This window comes from Stutzerimonas chloritidismutans (assembly GCF_038562055.1).
In the GTDB taxonomy this organism is placed as follows: Bacteria; Pseudomonadota; Gammaproteobacteria; order Pseudomonadales; family Pseudomonadaceae; genus Stutzerimonas; species Stutzerimonas chloritidismutans_A.
This window is the reverse complement of sequence record NZ_JBCFXD010000014.1, coordinates 61568-79092: the sequence shown is the minus strand read 5'-3', so window position 1 is coordinate 79092 and position 17525 is coordinate 61568. Positions and strand designations below refer to the sequence as shown.

Annotated in this window: 16 protein-coding genes; 8 read left to right on the top strand and 8 right to left on the bottom strand. The window is 61.2% G+C overall.

Annotation, left to right across the window (positions count from 1 at the left end; all coding sequences use genetic code 11):
* Nucleotides 1–5 precede the first annotated feature (5 nt).
* The 3 genes from ectB to zwf all read right to left on the bottom strand — a co-directional run bounded on the left by ectB (nucleotide 6) and on the right by zwf (nucleotide 3910).
* Nucleotides 6–1280 carry a diaminobutyrate--2-oxoglutarate transaminase gene (ectB, locus tag AAGW23_RS18460; protein ID WP_342407772.1) on the bottom strand — a complete coding sequence of 425 codons (1275 nt, stop codon included), beginning with the start codon at nucleotides 1278–1280 and terminating at the stop codon, nucleotides 6–8.
* Complete coding sequence (ectA, locus tag AAGW23_RS18455) at nucleotides 1277–1810, bottom strand: diaminobutyrate acetyltransferase (protein WP_342407771.1); 534 nt, start codon at nucleotides 1808–1810, stop codon at nucleotides 1277–1279. Before ectA ends, ectB begins: the two co-directional genes overlap by 4 nt.
* A gap of 657 nt (nucleotides 1811–2467) precedes the next feature.
* Nucleotides 2468–3910 (bottom strand): glucose-6-phosphate dehydrogenase, encoded by a 1443-nt coding sequence (gene zwf / locus AAGW23_RS18450; protein ID WP_342407770.1) that lies wholly within the window; start codon nucleotides 3908–3910, stop codon nucleotides 2468–2470.
* A gap of 161 nt (nucleotides 3911–4071) precedes the next feature.
* Here zwf and hexR point away from each other — a divergent pair, with 161 nt between their 5' ends.
* Complete coding sequence (gene hexR, locus AAGW23_RS18445; RefSeq protein WP_102837100.1) at nucleotides 4072–4938, top strand: transcriptional regulator HexR; 867 nt, start codon at nucleotides 4072–4074, stop codon at nucleotides 4936–4938.
* A 113-nt stretch (nucleotides 4939–5051) separates the two neighbouring features.
* A complete protein-coding gene (locus AAGW23_RS18440; RefSeq protein WP_342407769.1) occupies nucleotides 5052–5267 on the top strand; it encodes a PA3496 family putative envelope integrity protein in 216 nt (71 codons plus the stop codon).
* Here AAGW23_RS18440 and AAGW23_RS18435 read toward each other — a convergent pair.
* Nucleotides 5209–6171 carry a LysR family transcriptional regulator gene (locus AAGW23_RS18435; protein ID WP_342407768.1) on the bottom strand — a complete coding sequence of 321 codons (963 nt, stop codon included), beginning with the start codon at nucleotides 6169–6171 and terminating at the stop codon, nucleotides 5209–5211. The two genes, AAGW23_RS18440 and AAGW23_RS18435, sit on opposite strands and share 59 nt — an antisense overlap.
* A gap of 235 nt (nucleotides 6172–6406) precedes the next feature.
* On the opposite strand from AAGW23_RS18435, the gene AAGW23_RS18430 reads away from it, so the two are divergent.
* The 4 genes from AAGW23_RS18430 (at nucleotide 6407) to AAGW23_RS18415 (ending at nucleotide 10963) form a co-directional block, all read left to right on the top strand.
* Nucleotides 6407–7822 (top strand): acetyl-CoA carboxylase biotin carboxylase subunit, encoded by a 1416-nt coding sequence (locus AAGW23_RS18430; protein ID WP_319298493.1) that lies wholly within the window; start codon nucleotides 6407–6409, stop codon nucleotides 7820–7822.
* Nucleotides 7823–7833: 11 nt separating this feature from the next.
* The gene (gene oadA / locus AAGW23_RS18425) at nucleotides 7834–9651 is read left to right on the top strand and encodes a sodium-extruding oxaloacetate decarboxylase subunit alpha (protein WP_319298490.1); all 1818 of its coding nucleotides are present in this window, start codon (nucleotides 7834–7836) and stop codon (nucleotides 9649–9651) included.
* Between the two features lie 66 nt (nucleotides 9652–9717).
* Nucleotides 9718–10659, top strand: a complete 942-nt coding sequence (locus AAGW23_RS18420) for a sodium-dependent bicarbonate transport family permease (protein WP_342407767.1) — start codon at nucleotides 9718–9720, stop codon at nucleotides 10657–10659.
* Nucleotide 10660: 1 nt separating this feature from the next.
* On the top strand, nucleotides 10661–10963 hold the full coding sequence (locus AAGW23_RS18415) for a P-II family nitrogen regulator (RefSeq protein ID WP_102837095.1): 303 nt from the start codon (nucleotides 10661–10663) through the stop codon (nucleotides 10961–10963).
* 96 nt (nucleotides 10964–11059) lie between these two features.
* Here AAGW23_RS18415 and AAGW23_RS18410 read toward each other — a convergent pair whose 3' ends face one another.
* The gene (locus AAGW23_RS18410; RefSeq protein WP_319298484.1) at nucleotides 11060–11455 is read right to left on the bottom strand and encodes a hypothetical protein; all 396 of its coding nucleotides are present in this window, start codon (nucleotides 11453–11455) and stop codon (nucleotides 11060–11062) included.
* A gap of 494 nt (nucleotides 11456–11949) precedes the next feature.
* Between AAGW23_RS18410 and AAGW23_RS18405 the strand changes: the two genes are divergently transcribed.
* Entirely contained in the window at nucleotides 11950–12645 is a 696-nt protein-coding gene (locus AAGW23_RS18405; protein ID WP_102837089.1) for a carbonic anhydrase, read from the top strand.
* Between the two features lie 21 nt (nucleotides 12646–12666).
* Here the strand turns inward: AAGW23_RS18405 and AAGW23_RS18400 are convergent, their stop codons facing one another.
* From AAGW23_RS18400 to AAGW23_RS18390, 3 genes are all read right to left on the bottom strand, one after another.
* Nucleotides 12667–13455: a transporter substrate-binding domain-containing protein gene (locus AAGW23_RS18400; RefSeq protein ID WP_342407766.1), complete on the bottom strand. Its 789-nt coding sequence runs from the start codon at nucleotides 13453–13455 to the stop codon at nucleotides 12667–12669.
* 246 nt (nucleotides 13456–13701) lie between these two features.
* A complete protein-coding gene (locus tag AAGW23_RS18395) occupies nucleotides 13702–14154 on the bottom strand; it encodes a thioesterase domain-containing protein (RefSeq protein WP_319298479.1) in 453 nt (150 codons plus the stop codon).
* A 131-nt stretch (nucleotides 14155–14285) separates the two neighbouring features.
* A complete protein-coding gene (locus AAGW23_RS18390) occupies nucleotides 14286–14690 on the bottom strand; it encodes a YkgJ family cysteine cluster protein (RefSeq protein ID WP_102837086.1) in 405 nt (134 codons plus the stop codon).
* Nucleotides 14691–14893: 203 nt separating this feature from the next.
* On the opposite strand from AAGW23_RS18390, the gene AAGW23_RS18385 reads away from it, so the two are divergent.
* Entirely contained in the window at nucleotides 14894–17353 is a 2460-nt protein-coding gene (locus tag AAGW23_RS18385; RefSeq protein WP_342407765.1) for a glycogen/starch/alpha-glucan phosphorylase, read from the top strand.
* The last annotated feature ends 172 nt before the right edge of the window (nucleotides 17354–17525 follow it).

Here is a 17525-nt window from a genome sequence, read left to right as displayed (position 1 = left end):
TCTCCTTAAGAGGCCTGGGTGGCGGCTTGATCGGACATCACGGCGGCGAACGCCTTGTCCAGAATGCTCATGGCCTTGTCGATCTGCTCTTCGCTGATAATCAGCGGGCAGAGACACTTGACCACTTCGCTGTGGGCGCCGCTGGTTTCAACGACCAGGCCGTTTTGAAAGGCGTGACGGCAGATGGCGGCGGCGGTGTCGCCGTCCGGGCAGCTAATACCGATCATCATGCCGCGGCCTTTGACGAACAAGGAGTCAGGGCCGTAGCGGCGGACGATCTTGTTCATGCCGTCAGCGATGCGCTTGCCCTTCGCCTTGACGCTGTTGGCGAACTCGTCGTCTTTCCAGAAGTGCTCGATGGCGGCTGCAGCGGTGACGAATGCGTGGTTGTTACCGCGGAAGGTGCCGTTATGCTCGCCCGGCTTCCACTGGTCCAGCTCTTTGCGCAGCAGCACCATGGCGAACGGCAGGCCGTAGCCTGATAGCGACTTGGACAGAGTGATCATGTCCGGCTTGATGCCCATCTCTTCAAAACTGAAGAAGGTGCCTGTCCGGCCACAGCCGGCCTGGATGTCGTCAATGATCAGCAGCATCTCATGCTTGCGGCACAGCTTCTCGAGCTTGCGCACCCACTCGGCGGAAGCGGCATTCAGACCGCCTTCGCCCTGGACCACTTCAACGATCACCGCAGCCGGCTTGTCGACACCGCTGGATGGGTCGGTCAGCAGCTTGTCCATCATCGCGATGGTGTTGACCTTGTCGCCGAAATAGTTGGCGTAGGGCATGCGGCTGACATCGGTCAGCGGAACGCCGGCGGCGCCACGGTGATGCTTGTTGCCGGTCGCAGCGAGCGCGCCGATGCTGCAGCCATGGAAGCCGTTGGTGAAGCTGATGATGTTGTTACGGCCGGTCACCTTGCGCGCCAGCTTCAGCGCGGCTTCCACCGCGTTGGTGCCGGTCGGGCCGGTGAACTGCATGACGTAGTCCATGTTGCGCGGCTTGAGGATCAGGCGATCAAAGGTGGAGAGAAAAGTCTCCTTCGCTTCGGAGTACATGTCCAAGCCGTGCGTGATGCCGTCGGCCTCGATGTAATCGAGCAGCGCCTGCTTGAGTACTGGATGGTTGTGGCCGTAGTTCAGCGTGCCGGCACCGGCGAGAAAGTCGATGTACGTCTTACCTTCGCGGGTGGTGAGTTCAGCGCCACGGGCCTGCTTGAAGACCACTGGAAAGGAGCGGCAGTAGCTGCGAACGCCAGATTCGTGCAGTTCGAAAGTTTTCATGCGTTTTCCTCTAGTTCTTCTTCTGAATGGGTTGCGATGAACGGGCCGGCGCGGTAAAGCACTTCATCTTCGTGCTTGCCGGCAAAATGTTCGGCGCGGGAGAACAGGGTGCGGGTGCTGTAGTCGACGCCAAGCTTGGCGAAGGCCTTTTTGAACAGCGCCTGGGATGCCCCGTTGTCCGGCGAGATGGTGGTTTCCAGGTTAGCGACGCCCTGCTCTCTGGCGACCCGTGCAATCAATGCCATCAGCATGCGCAGTGCCAGACCCTGGCCGCGCATCGAAGCGTCGACGGCGACTTGCCAGACGAACAAGGTGTCTGGGCGAGCAGGAGGGCAGTAACCGGAAATGAAACCTACCAATTGGCCATCCGCGTTTGTGGCGGCAATGGAGGTATCGGCGAAATCGGAGCATTGCAGGAGGTTGCAGTACGCCGAATTTGTGTCCAGAGGTTGGCAGCGTGCTACCAGCTCATGAAGGGGATAACCGTCGCCGTCGGTTGGGCGACGGAGCGTTACGGTAGGAATACTCAAAACAAGACCTTTGGGGTTGCTGATTGAAATCCTTTTCTAGAATAAACACATCGAAAAATTATTCTCAACCCAAGTCGCCGATCATGGGCATGGATTCGCCGCTGATATCTCCGAAGTTCACCGTTTATCGCGAAAGTTGAACTTGCTCGCCGGTCGCCATGTTCCCCGCCGGCTGGGCGCGGATATATCGGCGAATATCAGCGTCAAATCAAACGTCTCCGCTGGGGTAGTTGCGCTACTTGAATCAGTTGCGTCGCAAGAGCGCCTCAAGGCCTGCAGTAAACAGGGCTTAGCTCCCATGAAACGGGGCTTTGCGCGGGTTTATGCGAGGCCGGGTGCGATGTGGGTAACGGGCGGGGTAACGAGGTTGGAACTCGCCGAAGTTCCGCCTGGATCAAGGGCTGAATTATCGAGGCTGTCGTGGCAAGTTCAATCGCCGATATCGGGGCTGGATATCGGCGATCCGCTTCGCGGAGATGGCGACTTCATCGCATTTGGTTAATTTTTTCTTTCAGCTCAACAATATGCCGGGACTGCGAAGTTCATTCGGTAGTTGTGAGACGCCTGTGCGTTAGTTGCAGCTACTCGCGCAGAGTGGCTCTAGCTCGGGTGCTGCAACGCGTGCCAGGACCGTGACCGCTGAGTCGTTCGGTTGGCTCAGCGCCACCACTGGCGACCCTGATGCTCGATCAGTTGGTGCGCTTGCTCTGGGCCGTCGGTTCCGGCTGGATAAGGTCTGGGTTTGCGGTAGTGGCTCTGCCAGCCGCAAAGGATCGGGTCGACCCAGTTCCAGGCCGCTTCCACCTCGTCACGGCGCATGAAGAGGGTCGAGTCGCCTTCGATCACGTCCAGCAACAGCCGCTCGTAGGCCTCCCAGCGACGCGTGCTGCTGAATGCGTGCGCCAGGTTCAGGTCGAGCTCCACGGGCTCCAGCTGCATCCCTTTGCCCGGTGCCTTGGCCATCAGCTGCAGGCTGATGCTCTCCTCGGGCTGCAGGCGAATCACCAGGCGGTTGACCTCGCCCTTGGTGAAGAGCATGTGGGGCACCTGTTTGAAGGTGATGATGATCTCCGAACGCTTCTTCGCCATGCGCTTGCCAGTGCGAAGGTAGAAGGGCACGCCGGCCCAGCGCCAATTGTCGATTTCGGCCTTTACGGCGACGAAGGTTTCGGTGTCGCTGTCGTTATCAACATCCGTTTCGAAGTAGTAAGCCTGCACGTCATTGCCGCCGATCTGCCCCGCGACGTACTGCCCGCGCACGGTCTTGTCCTGCACGTCATTGCCTGTGATGGGCTTGAGCGCTTCGAGAATTTTCACCTTCTCGCCGCGTATCGACTTGGCGTCGAAGCGCACCGGGGCTTCCATCGCCACCAGGCAGAGCAGCTGCAGCAGGTGATTCTGCAGCATGTCGCGCATGGCGCCGGCATGGTCGTAGTAGCTACCGCGCTCCTCCACGCCGAGCGTCTCGGCGACGGTGATCTGCACATGATCGATATGGCCGCTGCGCCAGATCGGCTCGAACAGCGCATTGGCAAAGCGCAGCGCCATGAGGTTCTGCACGGTTTCCTTGCCCAGGTAGTGATCGATCCGATAGATCCTCGACTCCGGGAAGACGTTACCGATGGCCTCGTTGATCTCAAGGGCTGATTCGAGGGAATGGCCGATGGGCTTCTCCAGGACGATGCGCGCGTCTTCTCCGGCAAGCCCCGCGCTTTCGAGGTTCGAGGCAATCGGCTCGAACAGGTTGGGCGCGGTCGCCAGGTAATGCACCCGTACGCGACCTTCGGCCTCTCCAAGGTGGTGCGCGAGGCGGATGTATTCGCCCCGTTGAGTGGCGTCCATGGGGAAGTAGTCGAGGCGTTGGCTGAACGCTTTCCATATCTCAGCCTCGAAGTCCGTGCGCGCAATTTGCGCTCGGAGGTGACGCTCGGCCAGCGCCAGGTAGGCATTGCGGTCGATGTCCTGACGGGCGATCGCCAGGATGCGGACATCAGCATGCAGCCGATGCTCGCGATGCAGGTAATACAGCGCAGGGATGAGTTTGTGAAGCGCCAGGTCGCCGGTACCGCCAAATACCAGCATGTCGCAGGAAATGGACACAGCGTCACTCCTAGAAGGTGGACAGACTCGATAGGTGGGCGATACTGCGAAGCTTGTAGTATAACTACAAGCCCACTACAACCCAGCCGGCTGGACGGATGCGAGCACACCCGCAGCGTTCGACCATTCTTGCCGAGTTTTGATCATAGCGAGTCCCCCACGTGAACCTGCTGCAACACATTGCCCAATCGAGAAGTTCGTTACGCAAGTCGGAGCTCAAGGTGGCCGACCATGTGCTCCTCGATCCGGCTGCCGTGATGCACAGCTCAATGGCCGATCTGGCCCATACGGTCGGGGTCAGCGAGCCCACCATCGTGAGGTTCTGCCGCGCCATAGGTTGCCTGGGCTTTCAGGATCTCAAGTTGAAGCTGGCGCAGAGCCTTGCTGCAGGCGCCAGCTTTGGCCAGTTCGCCATCAGCGAGAACGATTCGGTTACCGACTTTGCGCTGAAGATCTTCGACACCACGCTGCATACCTTGATGGAAGTGCGCGAGAAACTCGACTCCGATGCGCTGGAGCGCGCCGTTGCGGCGATGGCGAAGGCTGAACGGGTAGAGTTCTACGGCTTTGGCGCGTCTGGCGCGGTGGCCACCGATGCCCAGCACAAGTTCTTCCGCCTGCTGCTCAGCGCGGCGGCCTATTCCGATCCGCACATGCAGGCGATGTCGGCGGTGACGCTGAAACCCACCGACGTGGCGATCTGCATCTCTCAGTCGGGGCGCTCCAAGGATCTGCTGATTACTGCCAACGTGGTACGCGAGTCCGGTGCCACGCTGATCACCCTGTGCCCGAGTCAGACCCCGCTGGCCGAGCTGGCCACGATCAACCTGGCCATCGACGTTCAGGAGGACACCGAGATCTACACCCCGCTGACCTCGCGGATCGCCCATCTGGTGGTGATCGATGTGCTGGCCATGGGCGTCGCCATGGCGCGAGGACCGAGCCTGGTCAACCACCTCAAGAGCGTCAAGCGCAGCTTGCGCAGCCTTCGCCTTTCGCCCAAGTCGACAAAGCACCACGAGGACTGACGGTGCCGTCGACCGCTCGAGCGGTGTTCATCGCTCCGTCATCTATTTGACCTCATAGCGTCACCCAGGCCTCAGATGCTGGGTTCTCCCGACACCCGTTCCGGAGAACGCGCATGTCCCAGCACCGTGAAGCCTACGTCAACCTCGATGCCCGTGCCCGCCGCAAACTGCAGGACGAGCGCCGCATGCATTTCCGCCGCGCCATCGAAAGCTACGACGAGCAGCGCCAGTTGCACGCGCAGCTGATGGAGTTCCCCGATCTATTGATGGTCAGCCCGCTGCTTGAGGGTTTGCCTGTGCGCCATCAAAGCGCGCAGCCAGGGCAATGATCTGGGCGCGTTCTTCGCGAATAAATGAGAAGAACGCCTGAGCCACCGGGCTCAGCCGCTTGCCCCGCGGATGCACCACGCACCAGCTGCGGTACAGCGGGAGCTCCTGAACCGGCAGCTCTCGCAGCAGGCCATGAGCCAGTTCCAGATGAACCGCATGGCGCGGCATCAGCGCTACGCCAAGCCCTGCCACCACGGCCTCGCGCAGGGCATCCAGCGACGCCACCTGAATGGCCTGAGCAAAATGCGCACGCTTTTGACGCAGGTAATCTTCGCCCGCCTTGCGGGTGCCTGAGCCGGGCTCTCGGATCAGCAGCGGATAGGCGGTCAGGTCCTGCAAACTCAGCGTGTCTGCCTGGCTCAACGGATGGTCGGTCGGTGCGACCGCCACGATCGGGTTGTTCAGGAACGGCAAGAATTCAAGGTCCATGTCGGTCGGCACCTGCGACATGATCAGCAGGTCGTCACGGCTGATCGACAGGCGTTTGACCGCCTGCGCGTGGTTGACCACGACCAGCTCCAGGCTGACCTCCGGATGCTTTCGTTTGAAGGCGGCAAACAGGTGCGGCGTGACGTATTTCGCGCTCGACTCGACCGCGAGATTCAGCTGGCCCTGTAGCGAGCCCTGCATGTCGGACAGCTGCATGTCCAGGCTGTCCAGGCGTCCAAAGATGTCGGTGCTGGCGCGCTGGAGCGCTTCGGCAGCTGCCGTCAGATAGAGCTTTTTGCCCAGATACTCAAACAGCGGCTGCCCGATCAGCTCCTCGAGTTGGCGAATCTGCAAGCTCACCGCTGGCTGGGTCAGCGCCATTTCTTCTGCCGCTCGGCTGTAAGAGCGACTTTCACATACCGCCCGGAACACCTGCAGCTGGCGCAAGGTTATCCGCATCATGCTCTTTCGCATCGTTGCCGCCGCTCTTGTCTGTGATCTGCTGCATCTGTCTTGAATGAAAGAGCCGTTCAAGCTTTCCTGTCCCAGCCCTGGCTGGACGTATAAGTAATTACTTATCCAAGGTCAAACTATTATTCATTTTCAGTAATCATACCGGCAGGCGTAGGGTTTACAGGCCTGCACGACGTGCAGGCGAGACGTGGCCCCACCCGGCGGCCTTCTGCTCATCGACCGAGGGAATGACAGCGTGATCAAGAAGCTGCTGATCGCTAACCGCGGTGAAATCGCCGTCCGCATCGTGCGAGCCTGTGCCGAAATGGGCGTGCGCTCGGTAGCGGTGTTCGCCGAGCCCGACCGGCATGCTCTGCATGTCAAGCGCGCTGACGAGGCTCATTTCATTGGCGACGACCCACTTGCCGGTTACCTCAACCCGCGCAAGCTGGTGAACCTGGCGGTAGAAACGGGCTGTGATGCGCTGCATCCCGGCTATGGGTTTCTGTCCGAGAACGCTGAACTGGCGGAAATCTGCGCCGAGCGTGGTATCCGCTTTGTCGGCCCGAGCGCCGAAGTGATTCGCCGCATGGGCGACAAGACCGAGGCGCGGCGCAGCATGATCAAGGCCGGTGTGCCGGTCACACCGGGCACCGAAGGCAACGTTGCGGATGTCGACGAAGCCTTGGCCGAGGCCGAGCGCATCGGCTATCCGGTCATGCTCAAGGCGACCTCCGGTGGTGGCGGCCGCGGCATTCGTCGCTGCAACTCGCGGGACGAGTTGGCCCAGGCCTATCCACGGGTGATCTCCGAGGCGACGAAGGCCTTCGGTTCCGCCGATGTGTTCCTCGAAAAATGCATCGTCGAGCCCAAGCACATCGAGGCGCAAATTCTTGCCGACTCGTTCGGCAACACCGTGCACCTGTTCGAGCGCGACTGCTCGATCCAGCGCCGCAACCAGAAGCTCATCGAGATCGCCCCAAGCCCGCAGCTCACCCCGGAACAGCGCGCCTACATCGGCGACCTGGCGGTGCGCGCGGCCAAAGCGGTGGGCTACGAGAACGCCGGTACCGTGGAGTTCCTGCTCGCCGATGGCGAGGTGTACTTCATGGAAATGAATACCCGGGTGCAGGTGGAACACACCATCACCGAGGAAATCACCGGCATCGACATCGTCCGTGAGCAGATCCGCATCGCCTCCGGCCTGCCGCTCTCGGTGAAACAGGAAGACATCCAGTACCGCGGCTTCGCCCTGCAATTCCGCATCAACGCCGAGGAGCCGCGTAACAACTTCCTGCCGTGCTTCGGCAAGATCACCCGCTATTACGCCCCCGGCGGGCCGGGCGTGCGCACCGACACGGCGATCTATACCGGTTACACCATCCCGCCGTATTACGACTCCATGTGCCTGAAGCTGATCGTCTGGGCACTGACCTGGGAAGAGGCGCTGGCCCGTGGCTCGCGCGCATTGGACGACATGCGCGTGCAGGGTGTGAAAACCACCGCCAGCTACTACCAGAAAATTCTCGAAAACCCGGATTTCCGCAGCGGCCAGTTCAATACCAGCTTCGTCGATAACCATCCGGAACTGCTGAATTACTCGATCAAACGCAAGCCGGGCGAACTGGCCCTGGCCATCGCCGCCGCCATCGCCGCCCACGCAGGCCTGTGAGGAACGAACCCATGACTGCTCAGAAGAAAATCACCGTTACCGACACGATCCTGCGTGACGCCCACCAGTCGCTGATCGCCACCCGTATGCGCACCGAAGACATGTTGCCGATCTGCGACAAGCTCGACCGCGTCGGCTACTGGTCGCTGGAAGTCTGGGGTGGCGCGACGTTCGACGCCTGCGTGCGCTTCCTCAAGGAAGACCCTTGGGAGCGTTTGCGCCAGCTCAAGGCGGCGCTGCCCAACACGCGCCTGCAGATGCTGCTGCGCGGGCAGAATCTCCTTGGCTACCGGCACTACGCCGACGATGTGGTCGAGGCCTTCTGTGCCAAGGCCGCTGACAACGGCATCGATGTGTTCCGCATCTTCGATGCTATGAATGATGTGCGTAACCTCGAAACCGCCATCCGGGCGGTGAAAAAGACCGGCAAGCATGCCCAGGGCACCATTGCCTACACTACAAGCCCGGTGCACACCGTCGAGCTGTTCGTCGAGCAAGGCCGGGCGATGCGCGACATGGGCGTCGACTCCATCGCGATCAAGGACATGGCCGGCCTGCTCACGCCGTTCGCCACCGGCGATCTGGTCCGCGCGCTGAAGGCCGAAATCGACCTGCCGGTGTTCATCCATTCGCACGACACCGCCGGTGTCGCCAGCATGTGCCAGCTCAAGGCCATCGAAAACGGCGCCGATCACATCGACACCGCCATCTCGTCCATGGCCTGGGGCACCAGCCACCCGGGCACCGAGTCGATGGTCGCCGCGCTGCGCGGTACGCCCTATGACACCGGCCTCGATCTGGAGCTGATCCAGCAAATCGGCCTGTATTTCTATGCGGTGCGCAAGAAGTACCACCAGTTCGAAAGCGCCTTTACTGGTGTCGACACTCGGGTGCAGGTCAATCAGGTGCCCGGCGGGATGATTTCCAACCTGGCCAATCAGCTGAAAGAGCAGGGCGCGCTCGATCGCATGGATGAAGTGCTGGCGGAGATCCCGCGGGTGCGCAAGGACTTGGGTTATCCGCCGCTGGTGACCCCGACTTCGCAGATCGTTGGCACCCAGGCGTTCTTCAACGTGCTCGCCGGTGAGCGCTACAAGACCATCACCAATGAGGTGAAACTCTACCTGCAGGGCCGCTACGGCAAGGCGCCGGGCGCCATCGACACCAAGCTGCAGCGCCAGGCCATCGGCGGCGAAGAAATCATCGAGGTGCGCCCGGCCGACCTGATCAAGCCGGAACTGGACAAGCTGCGCCAGGAAATCGGCGCGCTGGCTCATAGCGAAGAAGACGTGCTGACCTACGCCATGTTCCCCGACATCGGCCGCAAGTTCCTTGAGGAGCGCGAGGCCGGCACCCTGCAACCGGAGGTACTGCTACCGATTCCCGACGGCAGCACGGCGACTGCGGCCAGCGGCGAAGGCGTGCCCACCGAATTCGTCATCGACGTCCACGGCGAGACCTACCGCGTCGACATCACCGGTGTAGGCGTCAAAGGCGAGGGCAAACGACATTTCTTCCTTTCCATCGACGGCATGCCGGAAGAGGTGGTCTTCGAGCCGTTGAACAACTTCGTCGGTGGCAGCAGCGGTGGTCAGCGCAAGCAAGCCAATGGCCCGGGCGACGTCAGCACCAGCATGCCGGGCAATGTCGTGGATGTGCTGGTCAAGGAAGGCGACACGGTCAAGGCCGGCCAGGCGGTGCTGATCAGCGAAGCGATGAAGATGGAAACCGAGATTCAGGCTCCCATTGCAGGTAAGGTGAAAGCGGTGCACGTGGCCAAGGGTGATCGGGTGACACCCGGCGATCTGCTGATCGAGATCGAAGCCTAAGCAATGTTTCCTGGGAGCCGAAAGGCTCCCTTTTTTTTGCCTGTTCAACGCATCCGGAAGGTATCGATGGGGCTCGACCCAGTAGTGCTGTTCTTCCTGTTCGGTCTGTTTGCCGGGTTGGTGAAGAGTGAGTTGAAACTGCCACCGGCGTTGTACGAAACGCTGTCCATCCTGCTGCTGCTGGCCATCGGTCTGCACGGCGGCGTCGAGCTGGCCGAGCAGGCCAGTGCCGCACTGCTGGGCCAGTCGGCGTTGGTCCTGCTGCTTGGCTGTATGCTGCCGCTGCTGGCGTTCCCCTTGTTGCGGCTGCTGGGCTTTTCCCGGGTCGACTCGGCGAGTGTCGCGGCGCACTACGGGTCGGTCAGCGCCGGTACCTTCGCCGTGGTGGTGGCCTTTCTGCTGGCCAACAAGATTGCCTTTGAGAGCTACATGCCGCTGTTCGTGGCGATCCTAGAAATCCCGGCGATCCTCATCGGCATCATCCTCGCCAATGGCATCAGTCGCGATACCCATTGGAAGGAACTGGGGCGAGAGATCTTCCTTGGCAAGAGCATCATGCTGCTACTGGGCGGTTTGATCATTGGCGCCATCGCGGGCAAGGAAGGCATCAAGCCCCTTGAACCGTTCTATACCAGCATGTTCAAGCCGGTGTTGGCGCTTTTTCTGCTGGAGATGGGGTTGATCGCCTCCGGCCAGATGGGCTCACTGAAGCGCTATGGGCTGCGTCTGGCGGTTTTCGGTCTTGGCATGCCGCTGATTGGCGCGGTGATTGGTGCGTTGCTGGCGCGGCTGATGGGCCTGTCGCTCGGTGGCACTGCGATGCTCGCTACGCTGGCTGCCAGTGCTTCCTATATCGCCGTGCCGGCTGCCATGCGCCTGGCATTGCCCGAAGCCAATCCCTCGCTGTCGTTGACGGCGTCGTTGGGGATTACCTTTCCGTTCAACATCCTGATCGGTATTCCGCTGTATCTCGCGTTGGCCGAAACCTTGATCGCCTGGGGACTTTGATATGACGACCGCGACCCGAACGCTGCTTACCGTGATCTGCGAAGCCGCACTGGAAAAGAAACTGGTGGCCGATCTCGACCACCTCGGCGCACCGGGCTGGACGTTGTCCGAAGCACGAGGGCGAGGCAGCCGTGGCGTGCGCAGTGCCGAGTGGGACACCGAGAGCAATATCCGGTTGGAGATCATCTGCAACCGCGAACTCGCCGAGCGCATCGCCGAGCACCTGCAGGTTCGCTACTACGATAACTTCGCCATGGTCTGCTACCTGGCTGAGGTTGAAGTGCTGCGGCCGGAAAAGTTTTAGACGGTTTGATGCGCGTGTTCGCGTATTCGCGTGTCGGTGCCGACGGCTGGATCGAGCACCGCCCCGGTGTGTGCCGGGGCGATGCGTCGCCGAAGCCTAGCGGTCGAGACGGCGCTGACTTCGAAGATCCTTCAGGTCGCCCTGAGTGCAACTGAGCGGCGCGGCGCCGGTCAGGTCGTAGCAGCGCTGACCGAAGCCCATCGGCCAATAGATGATGCCGCCCGGTGGCCAGAAAATGGAGGCGACACGGAAGCGCGCACGCAGTTTGCCTTGCTGCAGCAGCTCTCCGTTTTCGCTGCTGAGTTTGTAGGGAATGCCGCCAGCGGCGGTCCAGAAGAACGGACGCGTCTTGACCAGTCCTTGAGGGTATTGCTGAGGCCGCTCATAGACAGAGACTTTGCTGTTCTCGGGCAGTTTGAAGTAGGTCGCGGTAGAGCAGCCGCTGACTGCGATCGCGAGCGCCAGCAGGCCCGCCGCACGTTTCAGTTTCATCTGTTTTCTTTCCTTGTTGAAACGCCCGAGGCACAGGCCGTGCCCCGTGAAGCGGGCGGCACTATACCGGAGCCCATCACGATCGCGAAAACAGGGTGCTATATGTCGTACAAACCCGCCGGTGTGCGGTGACTTCTCAACAGCGCTGGGTCTTCCGCGCTTGCTCAAGGTGCGAGGCGATAGGTCGCGAGCCGGAGCCGGAGAATGACTAGGGAGCAGGCGCATCTGTTCGCACTGTGATGACCGGGGCTGTTCCGGCGTCTAGTAGCCTAGTGCGTGTCGCGCGACTTACATGGGTTTTCATGCAGGACCTGCTGAGTGAGATCCGCTTTCTCAGCGCATCGGCTGGTCTATCTTTTGAGACCAGCGATACCGATTCATCACGTCGGGGCAAGCGCCCGGCGTTCGTTACGGTCTGTCACATCTGTGCAGTGTCCGGCCTGAAGCGTGCAACGTCGTACCTAACCTAACCAAACCATAAGAGAGATCGTGTTATGAGTCTCGATGAGAAGACGACCGAAACAGCGCAGGAGGCGCTCGACAACCTGATCGCAGGGGTTATTCAGTTCCGCGAAGATATCTATCCGGAGCAGCGCGAGCTGTTCAACAAGCTTGCCCACGAGCAGACTCCGCGGGCGATGTTCATTACCTGTGCAGACTCGCGCATCCTGCCCGAGTTGATCACCCAGAGCTCGCCGGGCGACCTGTTCGTGACCCGCAATGTCGGCAATATCGTGCCGCCCTACGGAATCATGAACGGCGGCGTGTCGACCGCCATCGAGTTCGCGGTGATGGCGCTCGGTGTGCATCACATCATTGTCTGCGGGCATTCCGATTGCGGCGCGATGAAAGCGGTGCTGAACCCTTCGAGCCTCGACGGCATGCCGACCGTACGCAGCTGGCTGCGTCACGCTGAAGTGGCCCGCACCGTGGTCGAAGAAAATTGCGGCTGCGCCGACCACAACACACTGGGCGTGCTGACCGAGGAAAACGTCCTTGCGCAGCTTGATCACCTGCGCACACACCCTTCGGTCGCGGCGCGGTTGGCCAGTGGGCAGCTGTTCATTCACGGTTGGGTCTACAACATCGGCACCAGCGAAATCCGCGCCTACGATGCGTCCAAGGGCGAGTTCCGTCTGATCGGCGACGGCCCGTTGCCCATGGCTACGCCCAAGTCGCGCTATGTGTGAGCTTGTCGCGACCCGTTGCGGTCACGGCACCTTGCGGTCACGGATCAGGTAGCAGAGGTCAGGGGTCTTGCTGCAGCCGGCATACCCCTCACCGATCACCTCATTGAGCGCGCCCTGCAAACGCTCGACGGCTTCGTCGGGCGTGTCCTTATGCAGCGCCAGGTACAGGTCTTCAGCGCGAAAACTCAGCACCGGCGTGAGGCCTTCTGCTCCCTGCTCCTTGGCGTGATAACGCCAGACTGGATCGGCCGTGGCCCATAGATCGAGGCGGCCACTGAGCAATTTGCGCAGGTTTTCCTCTTCGCTGAGACTGTCGGTCGGCCGTAAGCCCTGGCTCTCCAGATACTGGCTGACACCGCTGCTTTTCTGTGCGCCGATCTGCAACTCCTTGGCCTGCGTCAGGGTGCTCAGGTCGATGCGCTTGTCTGCGGCCGCAAGCAGTACGCTTTCATAGCGGGCCAAGGGGCCTACCCACTTGAACTGCCCTTCGTTCTGCGTCGTACGGGCGACGGAAAACAGCCCATGACCGCTGTCTGTGAGGGTCTGGGTGTAGATGCGGTCCCAGGGAGAGCGCAGCGTCAGGCTATAGCCGATGCCGGCACGTTTGAAGATTTCCCTAACGGTGTCGGTGGCGATGCCTTGAACCTCATCGCCACGGGCGAAGTTCTTGTGGCTGGGCCCCATGTTGAAGGGTGGGAAGTTGTCGGTCTGCAGGATGATCTGATAGTTCTTCGGTAACTCGGCATGCGCCTCACCGCTGATGGCGAGCAGAATACTGAGCAATAGGATGGCAATACGGGGCAGGCCCATGGCATCGGCTCCTTGACGCTGTTTTTTTATTGTTGGCGGTTGCAGCGTAGTCTGCTGGGAGCTTGCATGCCAGTCGGAGGAGGGTGCTGGCGCGGTGGCCAGGCGGAGGCGAGACGCGTGTACCGGCGGCGATCACGCGTCGACTCAAGCGTTTGCGGTGGCGCCCGAGGATTCAGCGACGCCGGGGCGTCCGCGCGCTCAACAAGCTGCGCGCACCCCGGCAGTGCAGATGGAGCGGCTGTGCGGTTATTTATGCAGCACGAACTGACCGGTGAAGCGCACCGCATCCCGGCCATCTGAAGCGAGAATGCGGCTGTGCAGGGTCAGGCGTGAGCGGCCACGGCGACGGTAAATCGTCTCGAATCGCTCCCAGGCACCCTCGTCCGGCGCCGAGCAGATAGCAGTGGCGTCATCCACCACTGGCAGCGGATAGTCGATCTGACCTTCCTGGATGACGATATGACCGTCGTCTATCCCAGCCTCGCGCAGGCGCAGGTGCAGCCAGCCCCAGCCAGCCAGCACCGATACGCAGTAAAGACTGCCGCCGAACATGCTGCTTTTGTGGTTGATGTTCGCTTGCAGCGGCACCTTCACACGCAGCTCATGGTTTTCCCAATGCTCGACGCGCAGGCCCATCGCCCGGGTCAGTGGGATGTCGTGGTGCAGAATGGCTTCCAGGTAGCGGCTATCGCGGCTCATGCCGGGTGGATTCCTAACGTGTGCGGATACAGGCAGACGTCAAGCATGACTGCTGAGTCACGATATTGCCAGTTTCCGCAACGCTTTTTGGCGACCACGAGTCGCCGTTCCGGATGACCCGCAAGCTGCGATCAACGCGCTGCGGTTTTCTGCTGATAGGCACAGTAGCCGGGCCGTGGACCGACATGCGGGTGGTTGCGGCAAGTGTCCGGGCGCTTGGCATAGACCGTGCACAAGCGAGTCTTGCGATCGAGGTAGAGACAGTCGCCGTTGGCCAGTCGCGTGAGGGTGAAAATGCCGTGCTTCTGATTGAAGTGTTCGATGAGGCCTTCCTTGCTCAGGCGTTTGGCAACACTCTTCAGCGGCTCATCACGCTCGAAGGCATCGACCACCTCGAGACGGATCAGGTCGTCAATTCGTACTTCGACCGGCAAGGTGCAACACGTGGCGTGGCAATCTCGGCACAGGCCGTTGCTGTAGCGCGCCCAGGTTTCCAGGCGTTCGGGGTCGGCAGAGGCGATCAAACGTGTCTTCACGGCGGGGGCAACGGTAATGGCGGCGCGCGATCATAGCGACACGGGGTGGAATTTCCAGTGAAACCGACGAGTCGAACGCCGGACAGACGGTTGCCCGGATGCTGCAGAAACCTGCAAACCTGTCTGTAGTGCGGTTTTTCCGAGGTGGCCTGGCGCTGCCATGAATCCTTCATATCTTTTCACCCGCTGCATGAGGTCTGTCCATGACGCAAGAAACGACTGCTCCCAACGCTGACGAGGTCGCCGCTTTTCGGGAAAACGTGATCAGCAAGCTGACCTACTCGATCGGCAAGGACCCCGAGCATGCCTCCGACCATGACTGGTTCGAGGCGGTGGCGCTGGCCACGCGTGACCGCATGATCGACCAGTGGATGGACCGTACCCGGCAGGGTTACCGTGAGGGCAAGAAGCGGGTCTATTACCTCTCGCTGGAATTTCTCATCGGCCGCCTGCTTACCGACAGTCTCAGCAATCTGGGCCTGCTCGATGTGGCGCGCGAGGCGCTGGCCGGCGTAGACATCGACTTCGAGCGCATCCGTACATTGGAACCTGATGCTGCACTGGGCAATGGTGGGTTGGGTCGGCTTGCGGCTTGCTTCATGGAAAGCATGGCGACCCTTGGTGTGGCCGCGCATGGCTACGGCATCCGCTATGACCATGGCCTGTTCCGCCAGGCCATCGTCGACGGCTGGCAACACGAGCAGACCGAAACCTGGCTGAACTTCGGCAATCCATGGGAATTCGAGCGCCCGGAAGTCAGCTACCTGATCGGCTTTGGCGGCAGCGTGGCGGCGATGCCCTCCGATGGCAGCAGCAGCGATCAACCCAAGCATTTCTGGCATTGGGCCGAAGGGGTTCGCGCGATTGCCTATGACACGCCCGTGGTGGGCTGGCGCGGTGCTAGCGTCAACACGCTACGCCTCTGGCGTGCGCGGGCGGAGGCGGACTTCCATCTGGAGCGCTTCAACGCCGGCGATCACATCGGTGCGGTCGCCGAGGAAGCACGCGCTGAGAGTATTTCCCGCGTGCTGTACCCCGCCGACAGCACCGAAGCAGGGCAGGAATTGCGGCTGCGGCAGGAGTATTTCTTCGTTGCAGCATCCTTGCAGGACCTCTTGCGCCGGCATCTGGACCAGCGCGGCACACTGATGAACCTGCCCGAATTCGCTTCGATCCAGCTCAACGACACGCACCCGGCCATTGCCGTTGCTGAGTTGATGCGCCTGCTGGTGGATGTGCACGACATCCCGTGGCGCAAGGCATGGGAGCTGACGGTCGGCACCCTCTCCTACACCAACCACACGCTGCTGCCCGAGGCACTAGAAACCTGGCCCGTCGGGCTGATGGAGCGCCTGCTGCCGCGGCACATGCAGATCATCTATCTGATCAACGCCCAGCATCTCGATGCCTTGCGTGAGCGCGGCATCCATGACGTCAACCTCCTGCGCTCGGTCTCGCTGATCGAAGAAGGTCACGGCCGTCGCGTGCGCATGGGCAACCTGGCGTTTCTCGGTTCGCATTGCGTCAACGGTGTATCCGCGCTGCACACCAGCCTGATGCGCGAAACGGTGTTCACCGATCTGCATTCGCTGTACCCCAAGCGGATCAGCAACAAGACCAACGGCATCACCTTCCGCCGCTGGCTGTATCAGGCCAACCCGCAGCTGACCCGTCTGCTGGTCGATCATATCGGCGAGGAACTGCTCGACTCGCCGGAGACATTGCTGCGCCAGCTAGAGCCCTACGCCGATCAGCCAGACTTCCGCGCCCGCTTCGCCGCCCAGCGCCTGGGCAACAAGAAGTTGCTGGCGCGCATGATTCAGGAGCGACTGGGGATCACCGTTGACCCAAATGCGCTGTTCGATGTGCACGTCAAACGCATCCACGAGTACAAGCGTCAGCTGCTGAACCTGCTGCATACCGTCGCGTTGTATCAGGCGATTCGCTCGGATCCGGGCGGCCATTGGGTGCCGCGCGTGAAGATCTTCGCCGGCAAGGCGGCGGCCAGTTATCACACGGCCAAGCTGATCATCAAATTGACCAACGATATTGCACGGACCATCAACAATGATCCGACCGTGCGTGGTCTGCTGAAGGTCGTGTTCCTGCCGAACTACAACGTCAGTCTGGCCGAGCGCATCATCCCCGCCGCGGATCTGTCCGAGCAGATCTCCACCGCCGGACTCGAGGCGTCGGGGACCAGTAACATGAAGTTCGCGCTCAACGGCGCGCTGACCATCGGGACGCTGGATGGCGCCAACGTCGAGATGTGCGAGCAGATTGGTGCCGACCACATGTTCATCTTTGGCATGACCGCGCAGGAGGTCGAGGCGCGCAAACAGGCCAACGAGTACAACGCCGAAGCCACCATTATCGGTTCGCCGCGGCTCAACGAAGTCCTGATGGCGATCCGCAACGGCGCCTTCTCGGCCGAAGACCCAGGTCGTTATACCGCCTTGATTGACGGCTTGAAATGGCACGACACCTTCATGGTGTGTGCCGACTTCGAAGCCTACTGGGCGGCGCAGCTGGAGGTTGAAGCGCGCTGGCGCGACGCCGACAGCTGGTGGCGCTCGGCAGTGCTCAATACGGCGCGTACTGGCTGGTTCTCGTCGGACCGTACTATCCGTGAGTACGCTCAGGAGATCTGGAAGGTGCTCTGACGGGCGATGCGGGGCGGCTTGTCGGCATGGCTGCTTGGGCCGCCGCCTCCGCGTAAGGGGACGTGGCTCCAGATTGGCGAAAGGGTGCCTGCAGGCACTTTGCCGCTTCGCTGAACTCTGGGGCCTGTCGGACGGTCTGAGGGAGGGTTAGTTTCCCCCCGGCCTGCTAAAC

Coding starts and splice junctions, on each gene's coding strand:
- ectB (WP_342407772.1), bottom strand. CDS start 1,280: ATGAAAACTTTCGAACTGCACGAATCTGGCGTTCGCAGCTACTGCCGC.
- AAGW23_RS18440 (WP_342407769.1), top strand. CDS start 5,052: ATGTCCCAGCACCGTGAAGCCTACGTCAACCTCGATGCCCGTGCCCGC.
- AAGW23_RS18435 (WP_342407768.1), bottom strand. CDS start 6,171: ATGCGAAAGAGCATGATGCGGATAACCTTGCGCCAGCTGCAGGTGTTC.
- oadA (WP_319298490.1), top strand. CDS start 7,834: ATGACTGCTCAGAAGAAAATCACCGTTACCGACACGATCCTGCGTGAC.
- AAGW23_RS18420 (WP_342407767.1), top strand. CDS start 9,718: ATGGGGCTCGACCCAGTAGTGCTGTTCTTCCTGTTCGGTCTGTTTGCC.
- AAGW23_RS18415 (WP_102837095.1), top strand. CDS start 10,661: ATGACGACCGCGACCCGAACGCTGCTTACCGTGATCTGCGAAGCCGCA.
- AAGW23_RS18410 (WP_319298484.1), bottom strand. CDS start 11,455: ATGAAACTGAAACGTGCGGCGGGCCTGCTGGCGCTCGCGATCGCAGTC.
- AAGW23_RS18405 (WP_102837089.1), top strand. CDS start 11,950: ATGAGTCTCGATGAGAAGACGACCGAAACAGCGCAGGAGGCGCTCGAC.
- AAGW23_RS18400 (WP_342407766.1), bottom strand. CDS start 13,455: ATGGGCCTGCCCCGTATTGCCATCCTATTGCTCAGTATTCTGCTCGCC.
- AAGW23_RS18395 (WP_319298479.1), bottom strand. CDS start 14,154: ATGAGCCGCGATAGCCGCTACCTGGAAGCCATTCTGCACCACGACATC.
- AAGW23_RS18385 (WP_342407765.1), top strand. CDS start 14,894: ATGACGCAAGAAACGACTGCTCCCAACGCTGACGAGGTCGCCGCTTTT.